General features: G+C 63.0%; 15 protein-coding genes. 11 read left to right on the top strand and 4 right to left on the bottom strand.

The features are described from left to right. Positions 1-26: 26 nt before the first annotated feature. Positions 27-1,313, bottom strand: a complete 1,287-nt coding sequence (locus tag CTATCC11996_RS02615; RefSeq protein WP_003072728.1) for a patatin-like phospholipase family protein — start codon at positions 1,311-1,313, stop codon at positions 27-29. Between the two features lie 93 nt (positions 1,314-1,406). After that, positions 1,407-1,976: a restriction endonuclease gene (locus CTATCC11996_RS02620; protein ID WP_003072730.1), complete on the bottom strand. Its 570-nt coding sequence runs from the start codon at positions 1,974-1,976 to the stop codon at positions 1,407-1,409. Between the two features lie 123 nt (positions 1,977-2,099). Here CTATCC11996_RS02620 and apbC point away from each other — a divergent pair, with 123 nt between their 5' ends. The 6 genes from apbC (at position 2,100) to CTATCC11996_RS02650 (ending at position 10,606) form a co-directional block, all read left to right on the top strand. Then, positions 2,100-3,191, top strand: a complete 1,092-nt coding sequence (gene apbC, locus CTATCC11996_RS02625) for an iron-sulfur cluster carrier protein ApbC (protein WP_003072732.1) — start codon at positions 2,100-2,102, stop codon at positions 3,189-3,191. Further along, positions 3,191-4,132 carry a LysR family transcriptional regulator gene (locus CTATCC11996_RS02630; RefSeq protein ID WP_003072735.1) on the top strand — a complete coding sequence of 314 codons (942 nt, stop codon included), beginning with the start codon at positions 3,191-3,193 and terminating at the stop codon, positions 4,130-4,132. Before apbC ends, CTATCC11996_RS02630 begins: the two co-directional genes overlap by 1 nt. Before the next feature lie 113 nt (positions 4,133-4,245). Further along, positions 4,246-6,390, top strand: coding sequence for a formate dehydrogenase subunit gamma (locus CTATCC11996_RS02635; RefSeq protein ID WP_003072737.1), 2,145 nt, complete (start codon positions 4,246-4,248; stop codon positions 6,388-6,390). 10 nt (positions 6,391-6,400) lie between these two features. Beyond that, entirely contained in the window at positions 6,401-9,316 is a 2,916-nt protein-coding gene (gene fdhF, locus CTATCC11996_RS02640; protein ID WP_003072739.1) for a formate dehydrogenase subunit alpha, read from the top strand. Continuing rightward, entirely contained in the window at positions 9,316-9,555 is a 240-nt protein-coding gene (locus CTATCC11996_RS02645) for a formate dehydrogenase subunit delta (RefSeq protein ID WP_003072741.1), read from the top strand. The genes fdhF and CTATCC11996_RS02645 overlap by 1 nt, the downstream gene beginning before the upstream one ends. 121 nt (positions 9,556-9,676) lie before the next feature. After that, positions 9,677-10,606: a DMT family transporter gene (locus tag CTATCC11996_RS02650; RefSeq protein WP_172590561.1), complete on the top strand. Its 930-nt coding sequence runs from the start codon at positions 9,677-9,679 to the stop codon at positions 10,604-10,606. Between the two features lie 114 nt (positions 10,607-10,720). Here the strand turns inward: CTATCC11996_RS02650 and CTATCC11996_RS02655 are convergent, their stop codons facing one another. Further along, entirely contained in the window at positions 10,721-11,356 is a 636-nt protein-coding gene (locus CTATCC11996_RS02655) for a TetR/AcrR family transcriptional regulator (protein WP_003072746.1), read from the bottom strand. Between the two features lie 228 nt (positions 11,357-11,584). Here CTATCC11996_RS02655 and CTATCC11996_RS02660 point away from each other — a divergent pair, with 228 nt between their 5' ends. From CTATCC11996_RS02660 to CTATCC11996_RS26440, 5 genes are all read left to right on the top strand, one after another. Beyond that, positions 11,585-12,910, top strand: a complete 1,326-nt coding sequence (locus CTATCC11996_RS02660; RefSeq protein ID WP_003072748.1) for an NAD(P)/FAD-dependent oxidoreductase — start codon at positions 11,585-11,587, stop codon at positions 12,908-12,910. 48 nt (positions 12,911-12,958) lie between these two features. Beyond that, positions 12,959-14,359 carry an amino acid permease gene (locus CTATCC11996_RS02665; RefSeq protein WP_003072750.1) on the top strand — a complete coding sequence of 467 codons (1,401 nt, stop codon included), beginning with the start codon at positions 12,959-12,961 and terminating at the stop codon, positions 14,357-14,359. Positions 14,360-14,513: 154 nt separating this feature from the next. Beyond that, the gene (locus tag CTATCC11996_RS02670) at positions 14,514-14,894 is read left to right on the top strand and encodes a RidA family protein (protein WP_003072751.1); all 381 of its coding nucleotides are present in this window, start codon (positions 14,514-14,516) and stop codon (positions 14,892-14,894) included. Positions 14,895-15,023: 129 nt separating this feature from the next. Then, a complete protein-coding gene (gene hppD / locus CTATCC11996_RS02675) occupies positions 15,024-16,112 on the top strand; it encodes a 4-hydroxyphenylpyruvate dioxygenase (RefSeq protein ID WP_003072755.1) in 1,089 nt (362 codons plus the stop codon). 230 nt (positions 16,113-16,342) lie between these two features. Further along, positions 16,343-16,474, top strand: a complete 132-nt coding sequence (locus CTATCC11996_RS26440; RefSeq protein ID WP_255413114.1) for a hypothetical protein — start codon at positions 16,343-16,345, stop codon at positions 16,472-16,474. Here CTATCC11996_RS26440 and CTATCC11996_RS02680 read toward each other — a convergent pair. Then, positions 16,440-16,763: a hypothetical protein gene (locus CTATCC11996_RS02680; RefSeq protein ID WP_003072756.1), complete on the bottom strand. Its 324-nt coding sequence runs from the start codon at positions 16,761-16,763 to the stop codon at positions 16,440-16,442. The genes CTATCC11996_RS26440 and CTATCC11996_RS02680 overlap by 35 nt on opposite strands. Between the last annotated feature and the right edge of the window lie 2 nt (positions 16,764-16,765).

Genomic DNA, 16,765 nt, shown 5'->3' on the forward strand with positions numbered 1-16,765 from the left:
TCATTTGCCAGGCTCCTTTCGCATCATTAACATTTGTTACATTCTTGAGGCCAATCCAGGAAGGCGCACAGCTCCTCACTTCGGGCCAGCGCGTCTTTGCGGCCCAGTGCTATCAGTTCACGGGTATAGCCTTGCTCAAACAGCAGGTAGCTGGCCAGCGCGCCATCGCGCATGGGGTTGCCCGTGCCGGCGCGCACGCCCAGCGTGGCCAGCAGGGTGCGCACCGGCAGCGGCAGCTTGTCGATGTGGCGCGTGGCAATATCGTCGATGCGCTCGCTGGGGGTGATGGCCAGTACCTCGATAGGGCGCAGCCGGCTGTGGATGCGCTCGGCCGGCGAAATCAGGCTCAGCGTGTGATTGATGCGTTCGGCACGCTCTATATCCACAGCCAGCGTGTCCAGGAAGATGCTGGACAGCGCGTGCCCGGCCACCTGGGCCAGAGTGGGATAGCTGGCATCGATCTGCGGCTGGCTGTTCACAGGCTCGTGGCGTCTGCCTGCGCCGACGACCAGCAGTTTGCTGGCACCTAGATGAATCGCTGGTGCCAGGGGCGCAGTCTGGCGCATGGAGCCGTCGCCGAAATGCTCGAGATGTCCGTCCATGGGCAGCGGCATGGCTGGAAAGATGAAGGGCAGGGCCGACGAGGCCAGCAGGTGATCGGCGCTCAGCAGGGCCTGCACGGCCTTGCGCTGGTCGCGCACCCAGGGGCTCAAGGCCTCGCGGGTCTGAAAGAAAGTGATGTGCTGACCGCTGCTGTAGCTGGATGCGGTAATGGCCAGGGCGTGCAGATGACCGCTGTCGATGAGTTGTGGAATGCGCTCGAAAGGCATGAGGCCGCTGTTCATCAGGGCTTTGAGCGGAGCGTTGTCCAGAAGCGAACGCGGGCGCATGCGGCTCCAGCGGGCCAGCGCCCAGCCCAGCGACAACAGCGTCAGCCAGCGTGCGCCGCTGCGCAGCACGCTGAGCGAGTCGGCCTTGTAGATTTGCTCGGTATGCATATGGCCCCAGACATGCAGCATGCGCCGCACTGCGCTGTCAAAGGCATCGGCATGGCAAGCCAGGGCTGCAACATTGATGGCGCCTGCCGATGTGCCTGCCAGTACCGGAAAGGGATTGGGGCCATGCTGCAGACCGCGAGCGCGGCGCAGCTCGGCGATGGCGGCCAGCACGCCGACCTGGTAGGCAGCCCGGGCGCCGCCGCCGCTGAGCAACAGGCCGGTCAGCCCGATGCTGGAGCTAGGGCCTATGGAGCTCTGCCGCTCTGCTTCGGCAAGACTGGGTGGGAGGGTGGGAGAGAACTGAACTGCCGCCATGGCTGCAGTGTGCCCGGATTGGGCCGCGGGCGGTAGGTGGGCCGGGCCGTCGAGCGGGACGGCGGCGGCCCTGGGGACAGTCTGCGGCGGCTGTCAGCTCTTTTTCTGGTTCTTGGCAATCAGTGTGGCGATGGACTTGGCATCCAGCACCACCAGCTGATTCTGCGCGGCCCAGCTCGCGGCATTCTCGCCCAGAGGCTGCAGAGCCACGTAAACGCAGAGATCGGCTTTGAGCTTGTGCTGCGCGGCCTGCAGCTCGCGCAGCGGCTCCACGCCATGGGCGGCGGCTTTCCAGCGGCGCGCGCCGACCACGCTGGTCTGACCGTTGCGCGTCAGCAGCAGGTCGGCGCCGGCCTGGTTCAGGCGCTGAACCTCATAGCCTTCGGATTGCCAGGCCGTCTGCAACTGTGCGCTGAAGTCGGCCCAGGACTGCTCGGCGATCACCTGCTGAATCTGCTCCAGCCTTGCCGGGCTGGGGGCCCGCAGCTGCCTGTAGCAGGCAATGCAGCCGACGACGAAGAACGGGAAGGCGCCCAGGGCGGCAAAAGGCGAAATGTCTTTGGGGAACACTGCCAGCGACACCAACACCACCGCAGCGCAGATCGCAAAGCTGATCCACCAGCGCGAGCGCATCAGGACTGCGAACAGGGAATTTTCGGCCATCTTCAATTTCACGGGCTGTCTCTCAAATCTTGGGCAAAGGGCTGCATTGTCTCCTGTGCACAGGGGTTGGACAGCTTCGCTAGACTATCCCTCATTGAAGAAACCTCTGGAAAACTAAATCCAATGGCTGTTACAGAACAAGCGCTTCTGAGCGCGCTGGCCACCGTGCTTGATCCGCACACTGGCAAGGACTTTGTGAGCACGCGCGCCCTGCGCAATCTGCAGATTGCCGGTGACGACGTCTCGTTCGATGTGGAAATGGGCTATCCGGCCCAGAGCCTGCATCCTGAGCTGCGCAGCCAGTTCATCGCTGCAGCCAGGACTGTGGCGGGCGTGGGCAATGTCTCGGTCAACATCACCACCAAGGTGGCCTCGCATGCCGTGCAGCGCGGCGTGCAACTGCTGCCCGGCGTGAAGAACATCATCGCCATCTCCTCCGGCAAGGGCGGCGTGGGCAAGAGCACGACCACGGCCAATCTGGCGCTGGCGCTGGCCGCCGAAGGTGCCCGAGTGGGCATTCTGGACGCCGACATCTACGGCCCCAGCCAGCCCATGATGATGGGCGTTTCGGGCAAGCCCGAAAGCCATGACGGCAAGACCATGGAGCCGCTGGAGAACCATGGCGTGCAGGTCATGTCCATCGGGCTGCTGGTCAACAACGACCAGGCCATGATCTGGCGCGGTCCCATGGCCACCCAGGCGCTGGAGCAGATGCTGCGCCAGACCAACTGGAAGGATCTGGACTATCTGCTGGTCGACATGCCCCCCGGGACCGGTGACATCCAGCTGACGCTGTCCCAGCGCGTGCCCATGACGGGCGCCGTGGTGGTGACCACGCCCCAGGACATCGCCCTGATCGATGCCAAGAAGGGCATTCAGATGTTCGAGAAGGTCGGCGTGCCGATTCTCGGCCTGGTCGAAAACATGGCCGCCCATGTCTGCACCAATTGCGGCCATGTCGAACATATCTTTGGAGCCGACGGCGGCAAGAAGATGGCCAGCGAGCAGAACATCGACTATCTGGGGGCGCTGCCCCTGTCGCTGCAGATCCGTCTGCAGGCCGACAGCGGCAAGCCCACGGTGGTGGCCGAGCCCGAGAGCGAAGCTGCCCAGGTCTACAAAAAGGTGGCGCGCGATCTGGCCGTGAAGGTGGCTCTCAAGGCCAAGGACTTCTCCAGCAAGTTCCCCACGATCACGGTCAGCAGCAATACCTGATGAACCTTCTGACCTCCATGCGTTATCTGGTGGCGCTTAACGAGCACCGCCATTTCGCAAGGGCGGCGCAGGCCTGTCATATCACGCAGCCTGCACTGTCCAATGCGCTTAAGGCGCTGGAGGACGAGTTCGGTGCCGTCATCGTCAGGCGCGGTCGCGTGTTTGGCGGACTGACCGCCGAGGGCGAGCAGGTGCTGGTCACGGCGCTGTCCATGCTCAGAGCCGAGGAGGCGCTGAGACAGGATCTGAGCGCCGCAGCCGGCCAGCTCAAAGGGCAGTTGCGCATGGCTGCCGTGCCTACGGCGATTCCCATGCTGACGCGCTTTGCCGCGCTGCTGCGGGTCCAGCACCCGGGCATCACGCCCATGGTTCTCTCCATGAGCTCGCTGGAGATAGAAACCGGACTCGAAGATCTCTCGCTGGACCTGGCCCTGGGCTACAGCGAAAGGCTGGAGTCGGGCAGCCGTGCGGCGCGCAGCGCTCGCATCTCCGTCTGGCCGCAGTATCAGGAGCATTATTTCCTGCTCAGTCCTGCGGCGGCAGAGCAGAGCCAGAAGCCTGTGAAATGGTCTCAGGCGGCCAGGCTGCCGCTATGTCTTTTGACGCCGGACATGCATAACCGGCTGATTGTGGATCAGAGCTTCATGGCGGCAGGCTGCGGGGTCAGTGCGGCCATGGAGACCAATTCCGTGCTGAGCCTGATGCTGGCCGTGACCGAAGGCGGTCTGCACAGCGTGCTGCCCGGTGCGCTGGTGGCGACGTTGCCCGAATCGGACCGGATCTCGGTGCGCCCTCTGATTGCGCCCAAGGTGCAGACAGCCATCGCTTTTTTGGCCCCTTCGCAGGATCAGGCGACCCGCGCGCAGCAGGCCGCCCTTGCGCTCATGCAATCCCAGGCCTGGCGTCAGCAATGTGCGAGCTTTGCCGGGGCCGTGCGTTGATTTGCAATTTGAATCGCTTCATCAATTCAAAGAATTTGACCTGAGATACGGCCGGGGCTGAAATACGGCATGAGACAAAGGGCGCTGGTGCGCCCTCATAACAAGGTCGCCCCATGCCCCATCACCCTATTGCGCAGCCGCAGGAGTCTGCGCCGCTGCTCAGCCTCGAACAGCAGGACGCCCTGACGCACTGTCTGACAAGCTTTGGCCAGGAACCAGGTGGTTTGCTGCCGCTGCTGCATTCCCTGCAGGACAGGCTGGGCTTCATCCCCCGTGCTGCGGTGCCCGCCATTGCCGAGGCCCTGAATCTTTCGCGTGCCGAGGTCCATGGTGTTGTCAGCTATTACCCACATCTGCGCGAGCAGCCGCACGGCAGGACGCTGATCCAGGTCTGCCGGGCCGAAGCCTGCAAGTCGCGTGGTGGCGATGCACTGTTTGCCCATGCGCAAGAGACACTGGGCTGCCAGGCCCATGGCACGAGCGCCGATGGCAGCGTGACGCTGGAGCCTGTCTACTGCCTGGGGCTGTGTGCCCAGTCGCCGGCCGTGATGGTCGACGAGAGCGAAGTCCATGCACGGATGACTGCTGACCGGCTCGATGCCCTGCTGGAGGAAATTCAGCAAAAGCAGCTTGAAACCAAGGCAGATGAACCGAAGCCAGCTATCGAGCGTGAAGCTGTTGCTGCCACGCGCATCTATGTGCCGCGCGATGCCGCAGCCCTGGCCGTGGGCGCGGATGCGGTGGGCCAGGCGCTGCAGCGCGAGTGCGCGACGCGAGGCCTGGCGGTGGAGCTGGTGCGCAATGGCTCGCGCGGCTTGCTGTGGCTGGAGACCCTGGTCGAAGTCGAGACTGCGCAGGGCCGCGTGGCCTACGGCCCGGTTCAGGCGGCCGACGTGCCGGGGCTGCTGGACGCCGGCATGCTGCAGGGCCAGCCCCATGCGCTATGCCATGGGCTGACCGAACAGATGCCTTATCTGGCACGGCAGGAGCGCCTGACTTTTGCGCGCGTGGGCATCATCGATCCGCTGAGTCTGCGGGACTATGAGGCACAGGGCGGCTGGCAAGGCCTCAGGGCCGCTGCGGCCATGGCACCCGAAGCCATCGTCCAGCAGGTGCTGGACTCCGGCCTGCGCGGTCGTGGCGGGGCGGCATTTCCGGCGGGGATCAAATGGAAGACCGTTGCGGCTGCAGAAAGTGCGGGAACAGGGCCGCAGAAGTACATTGCCTGCAATGCCGATGAAGGCGATTCGGGCACGTTCGCCGACCGCCTGCTGATGGAGGGCGACCCGTTCTGCCTGATCGAAGGCATGGCGATCGCAAGTCTGGCCGTGGGAGCGACTCAGGGCTATATCTATGTGCGCAGCGAATATCCGCATGCGATTGCGGTGCTGAACGAGGCGATTGCACGTGCCAGTGCCGCAGGCTGGCTGGGCGGCAATGTGGCCGGCAGCGGCAAGGCGTTCTATCTGCAGGTGCGCAAGGGCGCGGGCAGCTATGTCTGCGGCGAAGAGACCGCCATGCTGGAGAGCATCGAAGGCAAGCGTGGCATTGTGCGTGCCAAGCCGCCGCTGCCCGCGATCGAAGGCCTGTTCGGCAAGCCCACGGTCATCAACAACGTGATCACGCTGGCGACTGTGCCCATCATCCTTGCCAGGGGCGCGGCCTTCTATCAGGGCTATGGCATGGGCCGCTCGCGCGGCACGCTGCCGTTCCAGCTGGCAGGCAATATTGCGCAAGGTGGGCTGGTGGAAAAAGCTTTCGGCCTCACGCTGCGCGAGCTGGTGCAGGACTTTGGCGGCGGCACGGCCAGCGGCCGGCCCGTCAAGGCCATTCAGGTTGGCGGCCCGCTGGGCAGTTATGTGGCTCCCGAGGACTGGGATGATCCACTGGACTACGAAGCCTATGCCGCAAAAGGCAATGTGGTCGGCCATGGCGGGCTGGTCGTGCATGACGACAGCGCCGATATGGCGCAGCTGGCGCGCTATGCCATGGAGTTCTGCGCCATCGAGTCCTGCGGCAAATGCACGCCCTGCCGCATCGGCTCCACGCGAGGGATTGAGGTGATAGACCGCATCACGCGTCAAGGCGGCTCCGAGCATGCTGCCAATGTGGCGCTGCTCGAGAGCCTGTGCGACACCATGCAGCACGGCAGCCTGTGCGCAATGGGCGGCATGACCCCTTATCCAGTGCGCTCTGCGCTGCAGCACTATCCGCAGGACTTCGGTATCGAGCCCGTGCAGACCATGAACCCCGCCTGAGGAGAGCGCCATGCTGGAACATCTGAAGAACACCGATTGCGGAACGCCTGCCAGCCTGTCCGAGGAACTGGTCACGCTGCATATCGACGGCCGGGAGGTCACCGTGCCCAAGGGTACATCGTTGATGCGCGCCGCCGTCGATGGCGGCATCAAGGTGCCCAAGCTCTGTGCCACGGATTCGCTGGAGCCCTTTGGTTCCTGCCGTCTGTGTCTGGTGCAGATCGAGGGGCGCAAGGGCTTTCCTGCGTCCTGCACCACGCCTGCCGAAGCGGGCATGAAGGTGCGCACCCAGAGCTCGCAGTTGCAGGAGCTGCGCAAGGGCGTGATGGAACTCTATATCTCGGACCACCCGCTCGACTGCCTGACCTGCTCGTCCAACGGCGACTGCGAGTTGCAGGACATGGCCGGAGTGGTCGGTCTGCGCGAGGTGCGCTATGGCATGGACGGAGCCAACCACTTCAAGGGCGAAGCCAGGGTCGAGGTCGATACCTCCAATCCCTATTTCAACTACGACCCCAGCAAGTGCATTGTCTGCAATCGCTGCGTGCGCGCCTGCGAGGAAACGCAGGGCACGTTTGCGCTGACGATCAGCGGACGCGGTTTCGAGTCGCGCATCACGGCAGGCCAGGGCGACGGCTTCATGGCCAGCGACTGCGTGAGCTGCGGCGCCTGCGTGCAGGCATGCCCCACGGCCACTTTGCAGGAAAAGACCGTGGTCGAGCTGGGCCAGAGCGAGCACAGCGAGATCACGACTTGCGCCTACTGCGGCGTGGGCTGCGGCTTCAAGGCCGAGATGAAGGGCGAGCAGGTGGTGCGCATGGTGCCCTGGAAGGACGGCAAGGCCAACGAAGGCCATGCCTGCGTCAAGGGGCGTTTTGCCTGGGGCTATGCCACGCACAAGGATCGTATCACCCAGCCCATGATCCGCGCGAAGATCACCGACCCCTGGCGCGAAGTGAGCTGGGAGGAGGCCATTGGTCATGCGGCCAGCGAATTCCGCCGCATCCAGGCCAAGCACGGCAGGGACTCGATTGGTGGCATCACCTCGTCGCGCTGCACCAACGAGGAAACTTATCTGGTGCAGAAGCTGATTCGCGCAGCCTTCGGCAACAACAATGTCGATACCTGCGCGCGCGTCTGTCACTCGCCCACGGGCTATGGCCTGGGCCAGACCTATGGCACGTCGGCAGGCACGCAGACCTTCAAGTCGGTCGAGCACTCCGATGTGATCATGGTGATCGGCGCCAATCCCACGACGGCGCATCCGGTGTTTGGCTCGCGCATGAAAAAGCGGCTGCGTGGCGACGCCCGGCGTGCCGGCGCCGGGTTGATCGTGATCGACCCGCGCGAGATCGAGCTCGTCAACTCGCCCCATGTCAAGGCCGACTACCACCTGCAGCTGAAGCCCGGCACCAATGTGGCCATGATCACGGCGCTGGCCCATGTGATCGTCACCGAGGGCTGGCTGGCCGATGCCTATATTGACGAGCGCTGCGACGCCAAGTCCTTTGCGCAATGGAAGGAGTTCGTTGCCAGGCCGGAGAACTCGCCCGAGGCCACGGCCGACATCACCGGCGTGGCTCCCGAGCTGGTACGCGGCGCGGCGCGGCTGTATGCGCGAGGGGCGATGGATCATCCGGCAGGCAGGCAGGTCAACTCGGCCATCTACTACGGCCTGGGAGTGACCGAGCATGCGCAGGGCTCGACCATGGTCATGGGCATTGCCAATCTGGCCATGGCCACGGGCAATGTGGGTCGCGAAGGTGTGGGCGTGAACCCCTTGCGCGGGCAGAACAATGTCCAGGGCTCCTGCGACATGGGCAGCTTTCCGCATGAGCTGCCGGGATATCGCCATATCTCGGACAGCATCACCAGAGCCGAGTTTGAAGGCGCCTGGGGCGTGAAGCTCAGTCCCGAGCCGGGCTTGCGCATTCCCAATATGTTCGAGGCCGCGCTGGAAGGCAGCTTCATGGGTCTGTACTGCGAGGGCGAGGACATCGTGCAGTCCGACCCCAACACCCAGCATGTGACGGCAGCGCTGTCGGCCATGGAGTGCGTGGTGGTGCAGGATATCTTCCTCAACGAAACCGCCAAGTACGCCCATGTGTTCCTGCCCGGATCGTCCTTCATGGAAAAGGACGGTACCTTCACCAATGCCGAGCGCCGTATCTCGCGCGTGACCCAGCTCATGCAGCCGCTGGCCGGCTATGCCGACTGGGAGGTGACGCAGCTCTTGTCCAAGGCACTGGGCTACCCCATGAATTACGGCCATCCGCGTGAAATCATGGCCGAGATTGCGGAGCTGACCCCCACTTTCGCAGGCGTGAGCTACGAGAAGATCGAGCGCCTGGGTAGCGTTCAGTGGCCGTGCAACGACAGCACCGAAGAGGCGGGAACGGCCATCATGCACAAGGAGAAGTTCGTGCGCGGCAAGGGCCGCTTCATCATCACGCAGTACGTTGCCACCGATGAAAAGGTCACGCAGCGCTTTCCGCTGCTGCTGACCACGGGGCGCATTCTCTCGCAGTACAACGTGGGGGCGCAGACGCGGCGCACGGCCAACAGCCAGTGGCACGGTGAAGACAGACTCGAGATTCATCCGCATGACGCACAGGATCGCGGCATCCGCGATGGCGACTGGGTGGGCATTGAAAGCCGCTCCGGCCAGACGGTTTTGCGCGCCACGGTGACCGAGCGCATACAGCCCGGTGTGGTCTACACCACCTTCCATTTCCCCGAGTCGGGCGCGAACGTGATCACCACCGACAGCTCGGACTGGGCCACCAACTGCCCCGAGTACAAGGTGACGGCCGTGCAGGTATTGCCCGTGGCCCAGCCTTCAAGCTGGCAGCAGGGCTACAGGCGTTTCAACGACCAGCAGCTCGGTCATCTGGCCGCGGCGCAGCTGGAGATGGGAGGTCAGTGATGGATGTGAACAACCTGATCCGCATGGCCAATCGCATAGCCGAGTTCTTCGAGGCCATGCCCGAGCATGACGAGGCGCTCGACGGTGTTGCCCAGCATATCCAGAAGTTCTGGGAGCCGCGCATGCGGCTTCGCATTCTGGCGGCCTTGAACGAGCCTTCCGAAGCCGCGCAGCTGCGGCCTCTGGTGCGCGACGCGCTGCACAAGCATGCGGCAATGCTGGGGCATGTGCAGACATAGCGCTGCGCACTGAAAAAAAGAGCGGCCTATACGCCCGTAGCGGGTATATTGGGTCTTCAGATCCCTGATCTGAGCCGCTGCCCGCGATCGAATGGCCGCGGCTTTTTTTATTGCCATCTTCATGACTTCCGAATCCGTCAAGAGCTCTTTGATGAGCGCACATCTGCGCCTGCTGGGCATGGCCCTGATGTGGGGCGCTTCCTGGCCGGCAGGCCGCATTCTGGCGCTCAACATGCCGCCGCTGGCGGCATCGGCGCTGCGCTTTTTGCTGGCCGCGACCCTGTTGCTGCCCTGGCTGTATTTCTCCGGCGGGCTGGGAGCTCTCCGGCACTGGTCTGTCAAGACCTGGCTGGGCATGTTTGCCGCAGGCGCGACCGGGGTGTTCGGCTACGCCAGCTTTTTCCTCACGGGTCTGCAGCATCTGCCTGCGGGCAAGGCGGCGCTGCTCATCACGCTCAATCCGGTGGTCACGCTGGCGTTCGCCGTGTGGCTGTTCAAGGAGCGCATCAACATCACCATTGCACTGGGCATGTTGCTGGCGGCCTGCGGCGCCGTGGTGGTCATCTCGCATGGCGATCCCATGCAGTTGCTGAGCGGAACAATAGGGGTGGGCGAGATGCTGATTCTGGGCTGCGTGGCCTGCTGGGTTTGCTACACGCTGATCGGCCGCGCCATGCTGGCAGGCGTGGATGCGCTGGCTGCGACCACCGTGACTTCCATTTTCGGTGCCTTGCTGCTTCTGACCACCAGTCTGGTGCTGGAAGGCCCGCAGGGGCTGGCTGCGGCATTTCAGGCCAGTGGCACGGCCTGGACTGCCATGGTCTTCATGGCCTATGGCTCCACGGCTCTGGCCTATGCCTGGTACTTCGCGGGCGTCAAATCGCTGGGCGCGGGTGCCGCCTCGGGCTATATCACGCTGGTGCCGGTGATCGGCGTTCTGCTTTCAGCCCTGTTGCTGGGCGAGAGTATTGAAGGCTCCATGGTGCTCGGCGGCGCCATGGCGGTGCTGGGTACAGCCGTGATGAACTGGGGGCGTCGGTCAACAGCCTGAGGTTGGTTCCCATATTTGATAGCGTGAGGCGCTTGTACAGAAATGGTTTCAGGCCACTTTGGCTGAATATGGACCTGGCTTGTTCAGGGTGCGAAAGCCGCTGCTGCCCGCGGCTCAAGCCTGGTTGATCGTGCCTGCGTTCACGATCATCTGGGAGATCACCTCCAACTGATGTTCGGCTGCTGCATCGTCTATCTCGAACAGGCGCATGACGGCCAGGCCTCGCAGCGCAGCAAACACCACAGATGCAAAGTGGCTGGGCTGAGGATGGCGCTCGGCGATTTCCGGGAAAACCTCCACGAAGTGTTCGAAGGAGGCGGGGTCATGCTGGGAGCGGTGCGCGTTGATGCGCTCGAATAGCGGTGTGCTCTTGCAGCCGAAAAACATGCTCCAGGTTGCCACATAGCTGGGTTGGGCATAGACGGTTTGCCAGGCCCTGCGCACGAATTCGCGAGCGCGCGGCTCCAGCGGCAGCTGCGCGGCATCTTCGGGCCAGCCTGCGCCCGCAGCCGCCAGCGGCGCCATGATTTCATCGACCACCTGCTCCATCAGCGCCTGGCGGCTGCCGAACTGATGCTGAACCGCCCCCAGCGTGACTTTGGCACCACGCGCAATTTCCTGCAGATTGGTCTGCTGAAATCCAACCTTCTGTAGCAGCCGTATGGCGGATTTGATGATCTTGCGCTGGGTGGTCTGACTGCGTTCTGCCTGGGTACGGCGGGGGGCGGTTTTGCTTCCTGTTTGATTCATGGGCTGCGTGTGTGATTCATAAGGCGTCGATGACGCACCACACCAGATGCTACACGCTCCGGCACTGATGGCTGGATGGGCCTGTTTGGGTAATTTCACCCTCGGGTAATCCATGAGGAATAAAGATTAAACGTTTAATGTTTTATGTTTTAGACTCCGCCTCCATTGTTGTTCATCAGCGACCTTGGAGAGCGAGTCAGCTTCCGAGGGCTCTTATTGGAAACCGCCATGCCACGCTCTGTTTACCGCCTTCCCGCCGACGACCGCACCAATGGATGGAGCGCGCTGCTGGGAACTCGTCAGTCGAAGGCGCCGCTGCAGGGCGATGTGGCGGTGGACTGGGTCATCGTGGGCGCCGGCTATGCGGGGCTGGCGGCAGCACGCCAGCTGGCACAACAGCAACCTGATGCTTCCATCGCCGTGGTGGATGCGGGCGTGGTGGGGGAGAATGCCTCGGGCCGCAACTCGGGCTTCGCGATCGATCTGCCGCACAGCTCGGCGCCATCGGACGCCGCCGTGGAGGCGGGCCGCCGCGTGATCCGCGTCAACCGCTTTGCGGTGGATGCGCTGGAGCGGGCAGTGACTGAGCACAGCATCTCCTGTGGCTGGCAAAAGCGCGGCCGCTACCACGTGGCAGTGACGGAGGAGGTGGCGCAGAAGTCGCTCAAGCCCTATGCACGCAATCTGGATGCCTGGCAGGAGTCCCATGAATATCTGGACCGTGATGCGCTGCGCCAGCGCATAGGCTCCGATTACTACGCGGCAGCCGTCTACACGCCGGGCACGCGCCTCATGAATCCAGCGGCGCTGGTGCGTGGTCTGGCCGACAGCCTGCCGTCCCAGGTGCAGCTGTTCGAGAACTCGCCGGTCATCGAGGCGAAGCTCGAAGGCGCGGCTCCCTTTGTCCGCACGGCTCAGGGCAGCATCCGTGCGCGCAAGGCCATTCTGGCCGTCAATGCGTTCTCGCAGTCATTCGGCGTCTACCAGGAGCGCCAGGTACCGATTCTGCTGTTCGCCAGCCTCACTCACCCGCTCAGCGATGCCCAGATCGCCCAGCTGGGAACGGATGCCGCCTGGGGTGTGACGCCCGCGCATGGTGTGGCGGGTTCCACGGTACGCCTGACGCACGACCGGCGGCTGATGATCCGCCAGGGGTTCGAGTATTCACCCAGCTTGCGCACCACTGACGGGCGACGCGCTAAGGCCAGGGCCATGAACCAGGCGCTGCTGCGCCGCCGCTTTCCACAACTCGGGGCCATCGAGCTCGAGCATTTCTGGATGGGCTGGCTGGCGGTCTCGCACAACCATGCGCCCGCCTTTGGCCGGATTGGCGACAACGCCTGGGCAGCGTCCTGCTGCAACGGCTCGGGCATCGTGCGCCACACCGCTGCCGGCATGCTGATCGCCGACCTGGCGCTGGGCCGCAAGAACCCGCTGATCGACGACTTCCTCGTCGAGGGCACTGCCAACTACATCCCGCCGCGCCCGCTGCGCGACGTCGGCGTGGGACTCACGCTGGCATGGGATATGTGGCGTGGCCGGGCCGAGCAGTAAGCGCCTTTCGGATCCGCATAGGTAGATATAGATAACAGGAGACAAACCATGCATACCCCTTCCTCCAACGGGCATCTGGAGCGCAAGCTCAAGAACCGCCATATCCAGCTGATTGCGCTGGGCGGCACCATAGGCACCGGGCTGTTTCTGGGCTCGGCCGGCATCATCGAGCTGGCCGGCCCTGGCGTGTTGCTGGGCTATACCATCGGCGGCCTGCTGATCTTCTTCATCATGCGTTTCTTGGGCGAGATGCTGGTCGAGGAGCCCTCTGCCGGTTCGTTCAGCTATTTCGCCAACCGCTACGTGGGGCGCTTTGCCGGTTTCCTGTCGGGCTGGAACTGCGTGGCCCTCTATGTGCTGGTGGGCATGCTGGAGCTGACCGCCGTGGGCAAGTTCATCCAGTTCTGGTGGCCCGATATCCCGGTCTGGGTGACGGCCGCCGTTTGCTTTGTGCTTATCAACGGCGTGAACTTCATCAACGTCAAGGCCTATGGCGAGTTTGAGTTCTGGTTCGCGCTGATCAAGATCGTGGCCGTGGTGGCGATGATCGCCACCGGCATCTACCTGCTGTCCACCACGCACAACCCCACGCAGACGATCAGCAACCTGTGGACGCAAGGCGGTTTCCTGCCGAACGGCTTCAAGGGTCTGTTCATGGCCTTTGCCTTCATCATGTTCGCCTTCGGCGGCGTGGAAATGCTGGGCTTTGCCGCTGCAGAAACCGAAGAGCCGCGCAAGGTCATCCCCAAGGCGATCAACCAGCTCATGGTGCGCGTGCTGCTGTTCTATGTGGGCTCGATGGCCGTGCTGCTGTCGCTGACGCCCTGGACTGATCTGGTGGCCCAGCTCAAGGCTGGTGGCGGCACCTACAGCAGCAGTCCCTTTGTACTGGTGTTCTCGGGCATGGGCGAGCACCTGGCCGCGCATATGCTGAATTTCGTGATCCTCACCGCTACGCTGTCGGTCTACAACAGCATGGTCTACAGCTCCAGCCGTCTGCTGTATGGCATGGCCCAGGAAGGCAACGCCCCCAAGTCGCTGGGTGAAGTCAACAAACGCGGTGTGCCCGTGAAGGCCATCGTCTACCCCGGCATCGTCACTGCCTTCTGCGTGGTGCTGAACTATGTGGCGCCTGCCGGCGTGATCGAGCTGCTGATCTCGTTGATCACGGCGGCGTTGGTGATCATCTGGACCATCATCATCATTTCGCACCTGAACTACCGCAAGCTACATGACGCCAAGGGCACGCCGCGCAGCTTCAAGGCACCGCTGTTCCCGCTGACCAACTACATCTGTCTGGTGGCCATGGTGCTGGTGGTGGTCGTGATGCTGCTCACGCCCGGAGTACGTGCCTCTGCCTATGCCATTCCGGTGTGGGTGCTGGCGGTCTATGCCATGTACCGCATGGTTTTTCGCCAGCCCGTTCGGCTGGTGCAGACTGCGGTTTGATTGAATGAGGGCTTACGCAAACAAGGATGCGGCAGGACTGTTTTTTTGAGGAAAAGCTCTTGTTCGAACCTGATTTGCGCAAGTCGTGTGAATGAGGGCTTGCGCAGACCTTTGCGCCAGCCTGTTGTAACCCCTGAACCTTGAGAGCACTTCGATGAACTCCACTGCAACCTTCTATCCCGCGCCCGGCGGCATGCCCTTCTCTTCTGCAGTCCGTGCAGGCGGCTTTCTGATGCTGTCGGGGCAGATCCCCTTCGGCGAGGACAAGCGCCCGCTTACCGGCCCCATCGAAGAGCAGACACATGCCGTGCTCAAGGCCATCGCGGCGCGGCTGGAGGCAGTGGGCAGCTCGCTGGACGACGTGGTGAAGGCCAATATCTGGCTCAGCGACCTGGCTCATTTCGATGCCTTCAACAAGGTCTACGCCAGCTATTTCAAGGAAGGCAGTTACCCGGTGCGCAGCCTGGTGCAGGCACAGCTGGTTTTTGGCGTTGGCGTTGAGATCGAAGTCCAGGCACTGGATAAAGCAGTCTGATCGCGCCATCATCCATCAGGACTTACGCAAACAAGGGTGCATAAGAGGCATGCCCATGGGGTAGGCGTCTTGCCTGAGCCTGATTTGCGTAAGTCGTATCCATTTCATTTTTTTGCAGGAAACCTCGTCATGACCGATTTGTTCGAAAACCCCATGGGCCTGTGCGGCTTTGAATTCGTCGAGTTCGCCTCGCCTGCCGACGGTGTGCTGGAGCCTCTGTTCGAGAAGCTGGGCTTCACGCTGGTGGCCAAGCATCGCTCCAAGGACGTGGTGCTGTATCGCCAGGGTGGCATCAATTTCATCATCAATCGCGAGCCCAAGAGCCAGGCAGCCTATTTCACGGCCGAGCACGGTCCCAGTGCCTGTGGCCTCGCCTTCCGTGTCAAGGATGCGCACAAGGCCTACAAGCGCGCACTGGAGCTGGGCGCGCAGCCCGTGGACATTCCCACCGGCCCCATGGAGCTGCGCCTGCCCGCCATCAAGGGCATCGGTGGTGCGCCGCTGTACCTGATCGACCGCTACGAAGACGGCAAGTCCATCTACGACATCGACTTCGAGTTTCTGCCCGGTGTGGACCGCAATCCCAAGGGCCACGGTTTCCAGGTCGTCGATCACCTCACGCACAACGTCTACCGTGGCCGCATGGCCTACTGGGCCGACTTCTACAACAAACTGTTCAACTTCCAGGAAATTCGCTACTTCGACATCCAGGGCGAGTACACGGGCCTGACCTCCAAGGCCATGACTGCGCCTGACGGCCTGATCCGCATTCCTCTGAACGAGGAGGCCAAGCAGGGCGGTGGCCAGATCGAGGAATTCCTGATGAAGTTCAACGGCGAGGGCATACAGCACATCGCACTGCTGTGCGAAGACCTGCCCACGGCCATCGACAGCCTGCAGATGGCTGGCATTCCGCTGCTGACCGCGCCCAACGACATCTATTACGAGAACCTCGCCAAGCGCCTCCCCGGCCACGGCCAGGCCGTGGGCGAGTTGCAGTCGCGTGGCATCTTGCTGGATGGCACCACCGAAGGCGGCCAGCCACGCCTGCTGTTGCAGATCTTCTCCGAGCCGCTGTTGGGTCCCGTGTTCTTCGAGTTCATCGAGCGCAAGGGCAACTACCGCGAAGGCTTCGGCGAGGGCAATTTCAAGGCGCTGTTCGAGTCCATGGAACGCGACCAGATCAACCGCGGCGTGCTCGACACCGCCAAGGAATGAGCACCAGGAAGATCGACCGCATCCATCACGTTGCCTGCCTCCGAAGGCTCGCGCGCGGCGGCACCAGGTAGTCGGCATGGGCGCCGCTGCCACAGTCTGCCGTGGTGCCGGGCCAGCCTTGCGAGGTGGGTGACTACACCGACTTCTGCATAGATGTGTGCCTGCAGGCCTGTATGGATCAGCTATTTCCGGCAGGCCATGGGCACACGAAATGGTGAATGTGCATCTTCATGGCCTGGTATTTCCCGCACGCCAAGGTGCCGGGTGTCTGCGGCCGTCATGAGCTGGCGGTGGGGGCATCGCAGCCCGAGCGCTTCAGCGGCTTGCTCAAAGCGGGTCGTAACGCGCGTGCCTGGGGTTGAACCAGCGCAGCTCCTGCTTGCCCAGGCTTTGGAGATGCTCCCGCGCCTGTTGGAGAAGAGGGTTTTTCAGATCCTTAGGCTGCAGCGGGCGTGACTTGCCAGCTTCTTCCAGTCGCAGCACGCTGGCTTGCTCGCAGGTATCGCTATAGCTGCGCACTACAAGGCTCAGGCCGCCCAGCGTAAAGCGGTAGATGTCGTACTCGTAGTAGTACTCGTAAAAGCCTTCGGCATCAGCTTCGCTGGCGTCGATATGGTGGCTGCACTCCACCTGCACGGTGTCCGCGCTCATGA

The organism is Comamonas testosteroni ATCC 11996, from assembly GCF_000241525.1.
Lineage (GTDB): Bacteria > Pseudomonadota > Gammaproteobacteria > Burkholderiales > Burkholderiaceae_C > Comamonas > Comamonas testosteroni.

Coding starts and splice junctions, on each gene's coding strand:
- CTATCC11996_RS02615 (WP_003072728.1), bottom strand. CDS start 1,313: ATGGCGGCAGTTCAGTTCTCTCCCACCCTCCCACCCAGTCTTGCCGAA.
- CTATCC11996_RS02620 (WP_003072730.1), bottom strand. CDS start 1,976: ATGGCCGAAAATTCCCTGTTCGCAGTCCTGATGCGCTCGCGCTGGTGG.
- apbC (WP_003072732.1), top strand. CDS start 2,100: ATGGCTGTTACAGAACAAGCGCTTCTGAGCGCGCTGGCCACCGTGCTT.
- CTATCC11996_RS02630 (WP_003072735.1), top strand. CDS start 3,191: ATGAACCTTCTGACCTCCATGCGTTATCTGGTGGCGCTTAACGAGCAC.
- CTATCC11996_RS02635 (WP_003072737.1), top strand. CDS start 4,246: ATGCCCCATCACCCTATTGCGCAGCCGCAGGAGTCTGCGCCGCTGCTC.
- fdhF (WP_003072739.1), top strand. CDS start 6,401: ATGCTGGAACATCTGAAGAACACCGATTGCGGAACGCCTGCCAGCCTG.
- CTATCC11996_RS02645 (WP_003072741.1), top strand. CDS start 9,316: ATGGATGTGAACAACCTGATCCGCATGGCCAATCGCATAGCCGAGTTC.
- CTATCC11996_RS02650 (WP_172590561.1), top strand. CDS start 9,677: ATGACTTCCGAATCCGTCAAGAGCTCTTTGATGAGCGCACATCTGCGC.
- CTATCC11996_RS02655 (WP_003072746.1), bottom strand. CDS start 11,356: ATGAATCAAACAGGAAGCAAAACCGCCCCCCGCCGTACCCAGGCAGAA.
- CTATCC11996_RS02660 (WP_003072748.1), top strand. CDS start 11,585: ATGCCACGCTCTGTTTACCGCCTTCCCGCCGACGACCGCACCAATGGA.
- CTATCC11996_RS02665 (WP_003072750.1), top strand. CDS start 12,959: ATGCATACCCCTTCCTCCAACGGGCATCTGGAGCGCAAGCTCAAGAAC.
- CTATCC11996_RS02670 (WP_003072751.1), top strand. CDS start 14,514: ATGAACTCCACTGCAACCTTCTATCCCGCGCCCGGCGGCATGCCCTTC.
- hppD (WP_003072755.1), top strand. CDS start 15,024: ATGACCGATTTGTTCGAAAACCCCATGGGCCTGTGCGGCTTTGAATTC.
- CTATCC11996_RS26440 (WP_255413114.1), top strand. CDS start 16,343: ATGGCCTGGTATTTCCCGCACGCCAAGGTGCCGGGTGTCTGCGGCCGT.
- CTATCC11996_RS02680 (WP_003072756.1), bottom strand. CDS start 16,763: ATGAGCGCGGACACCGTGCAGGTGGAGTGCAGCCACCATATCGACGCC.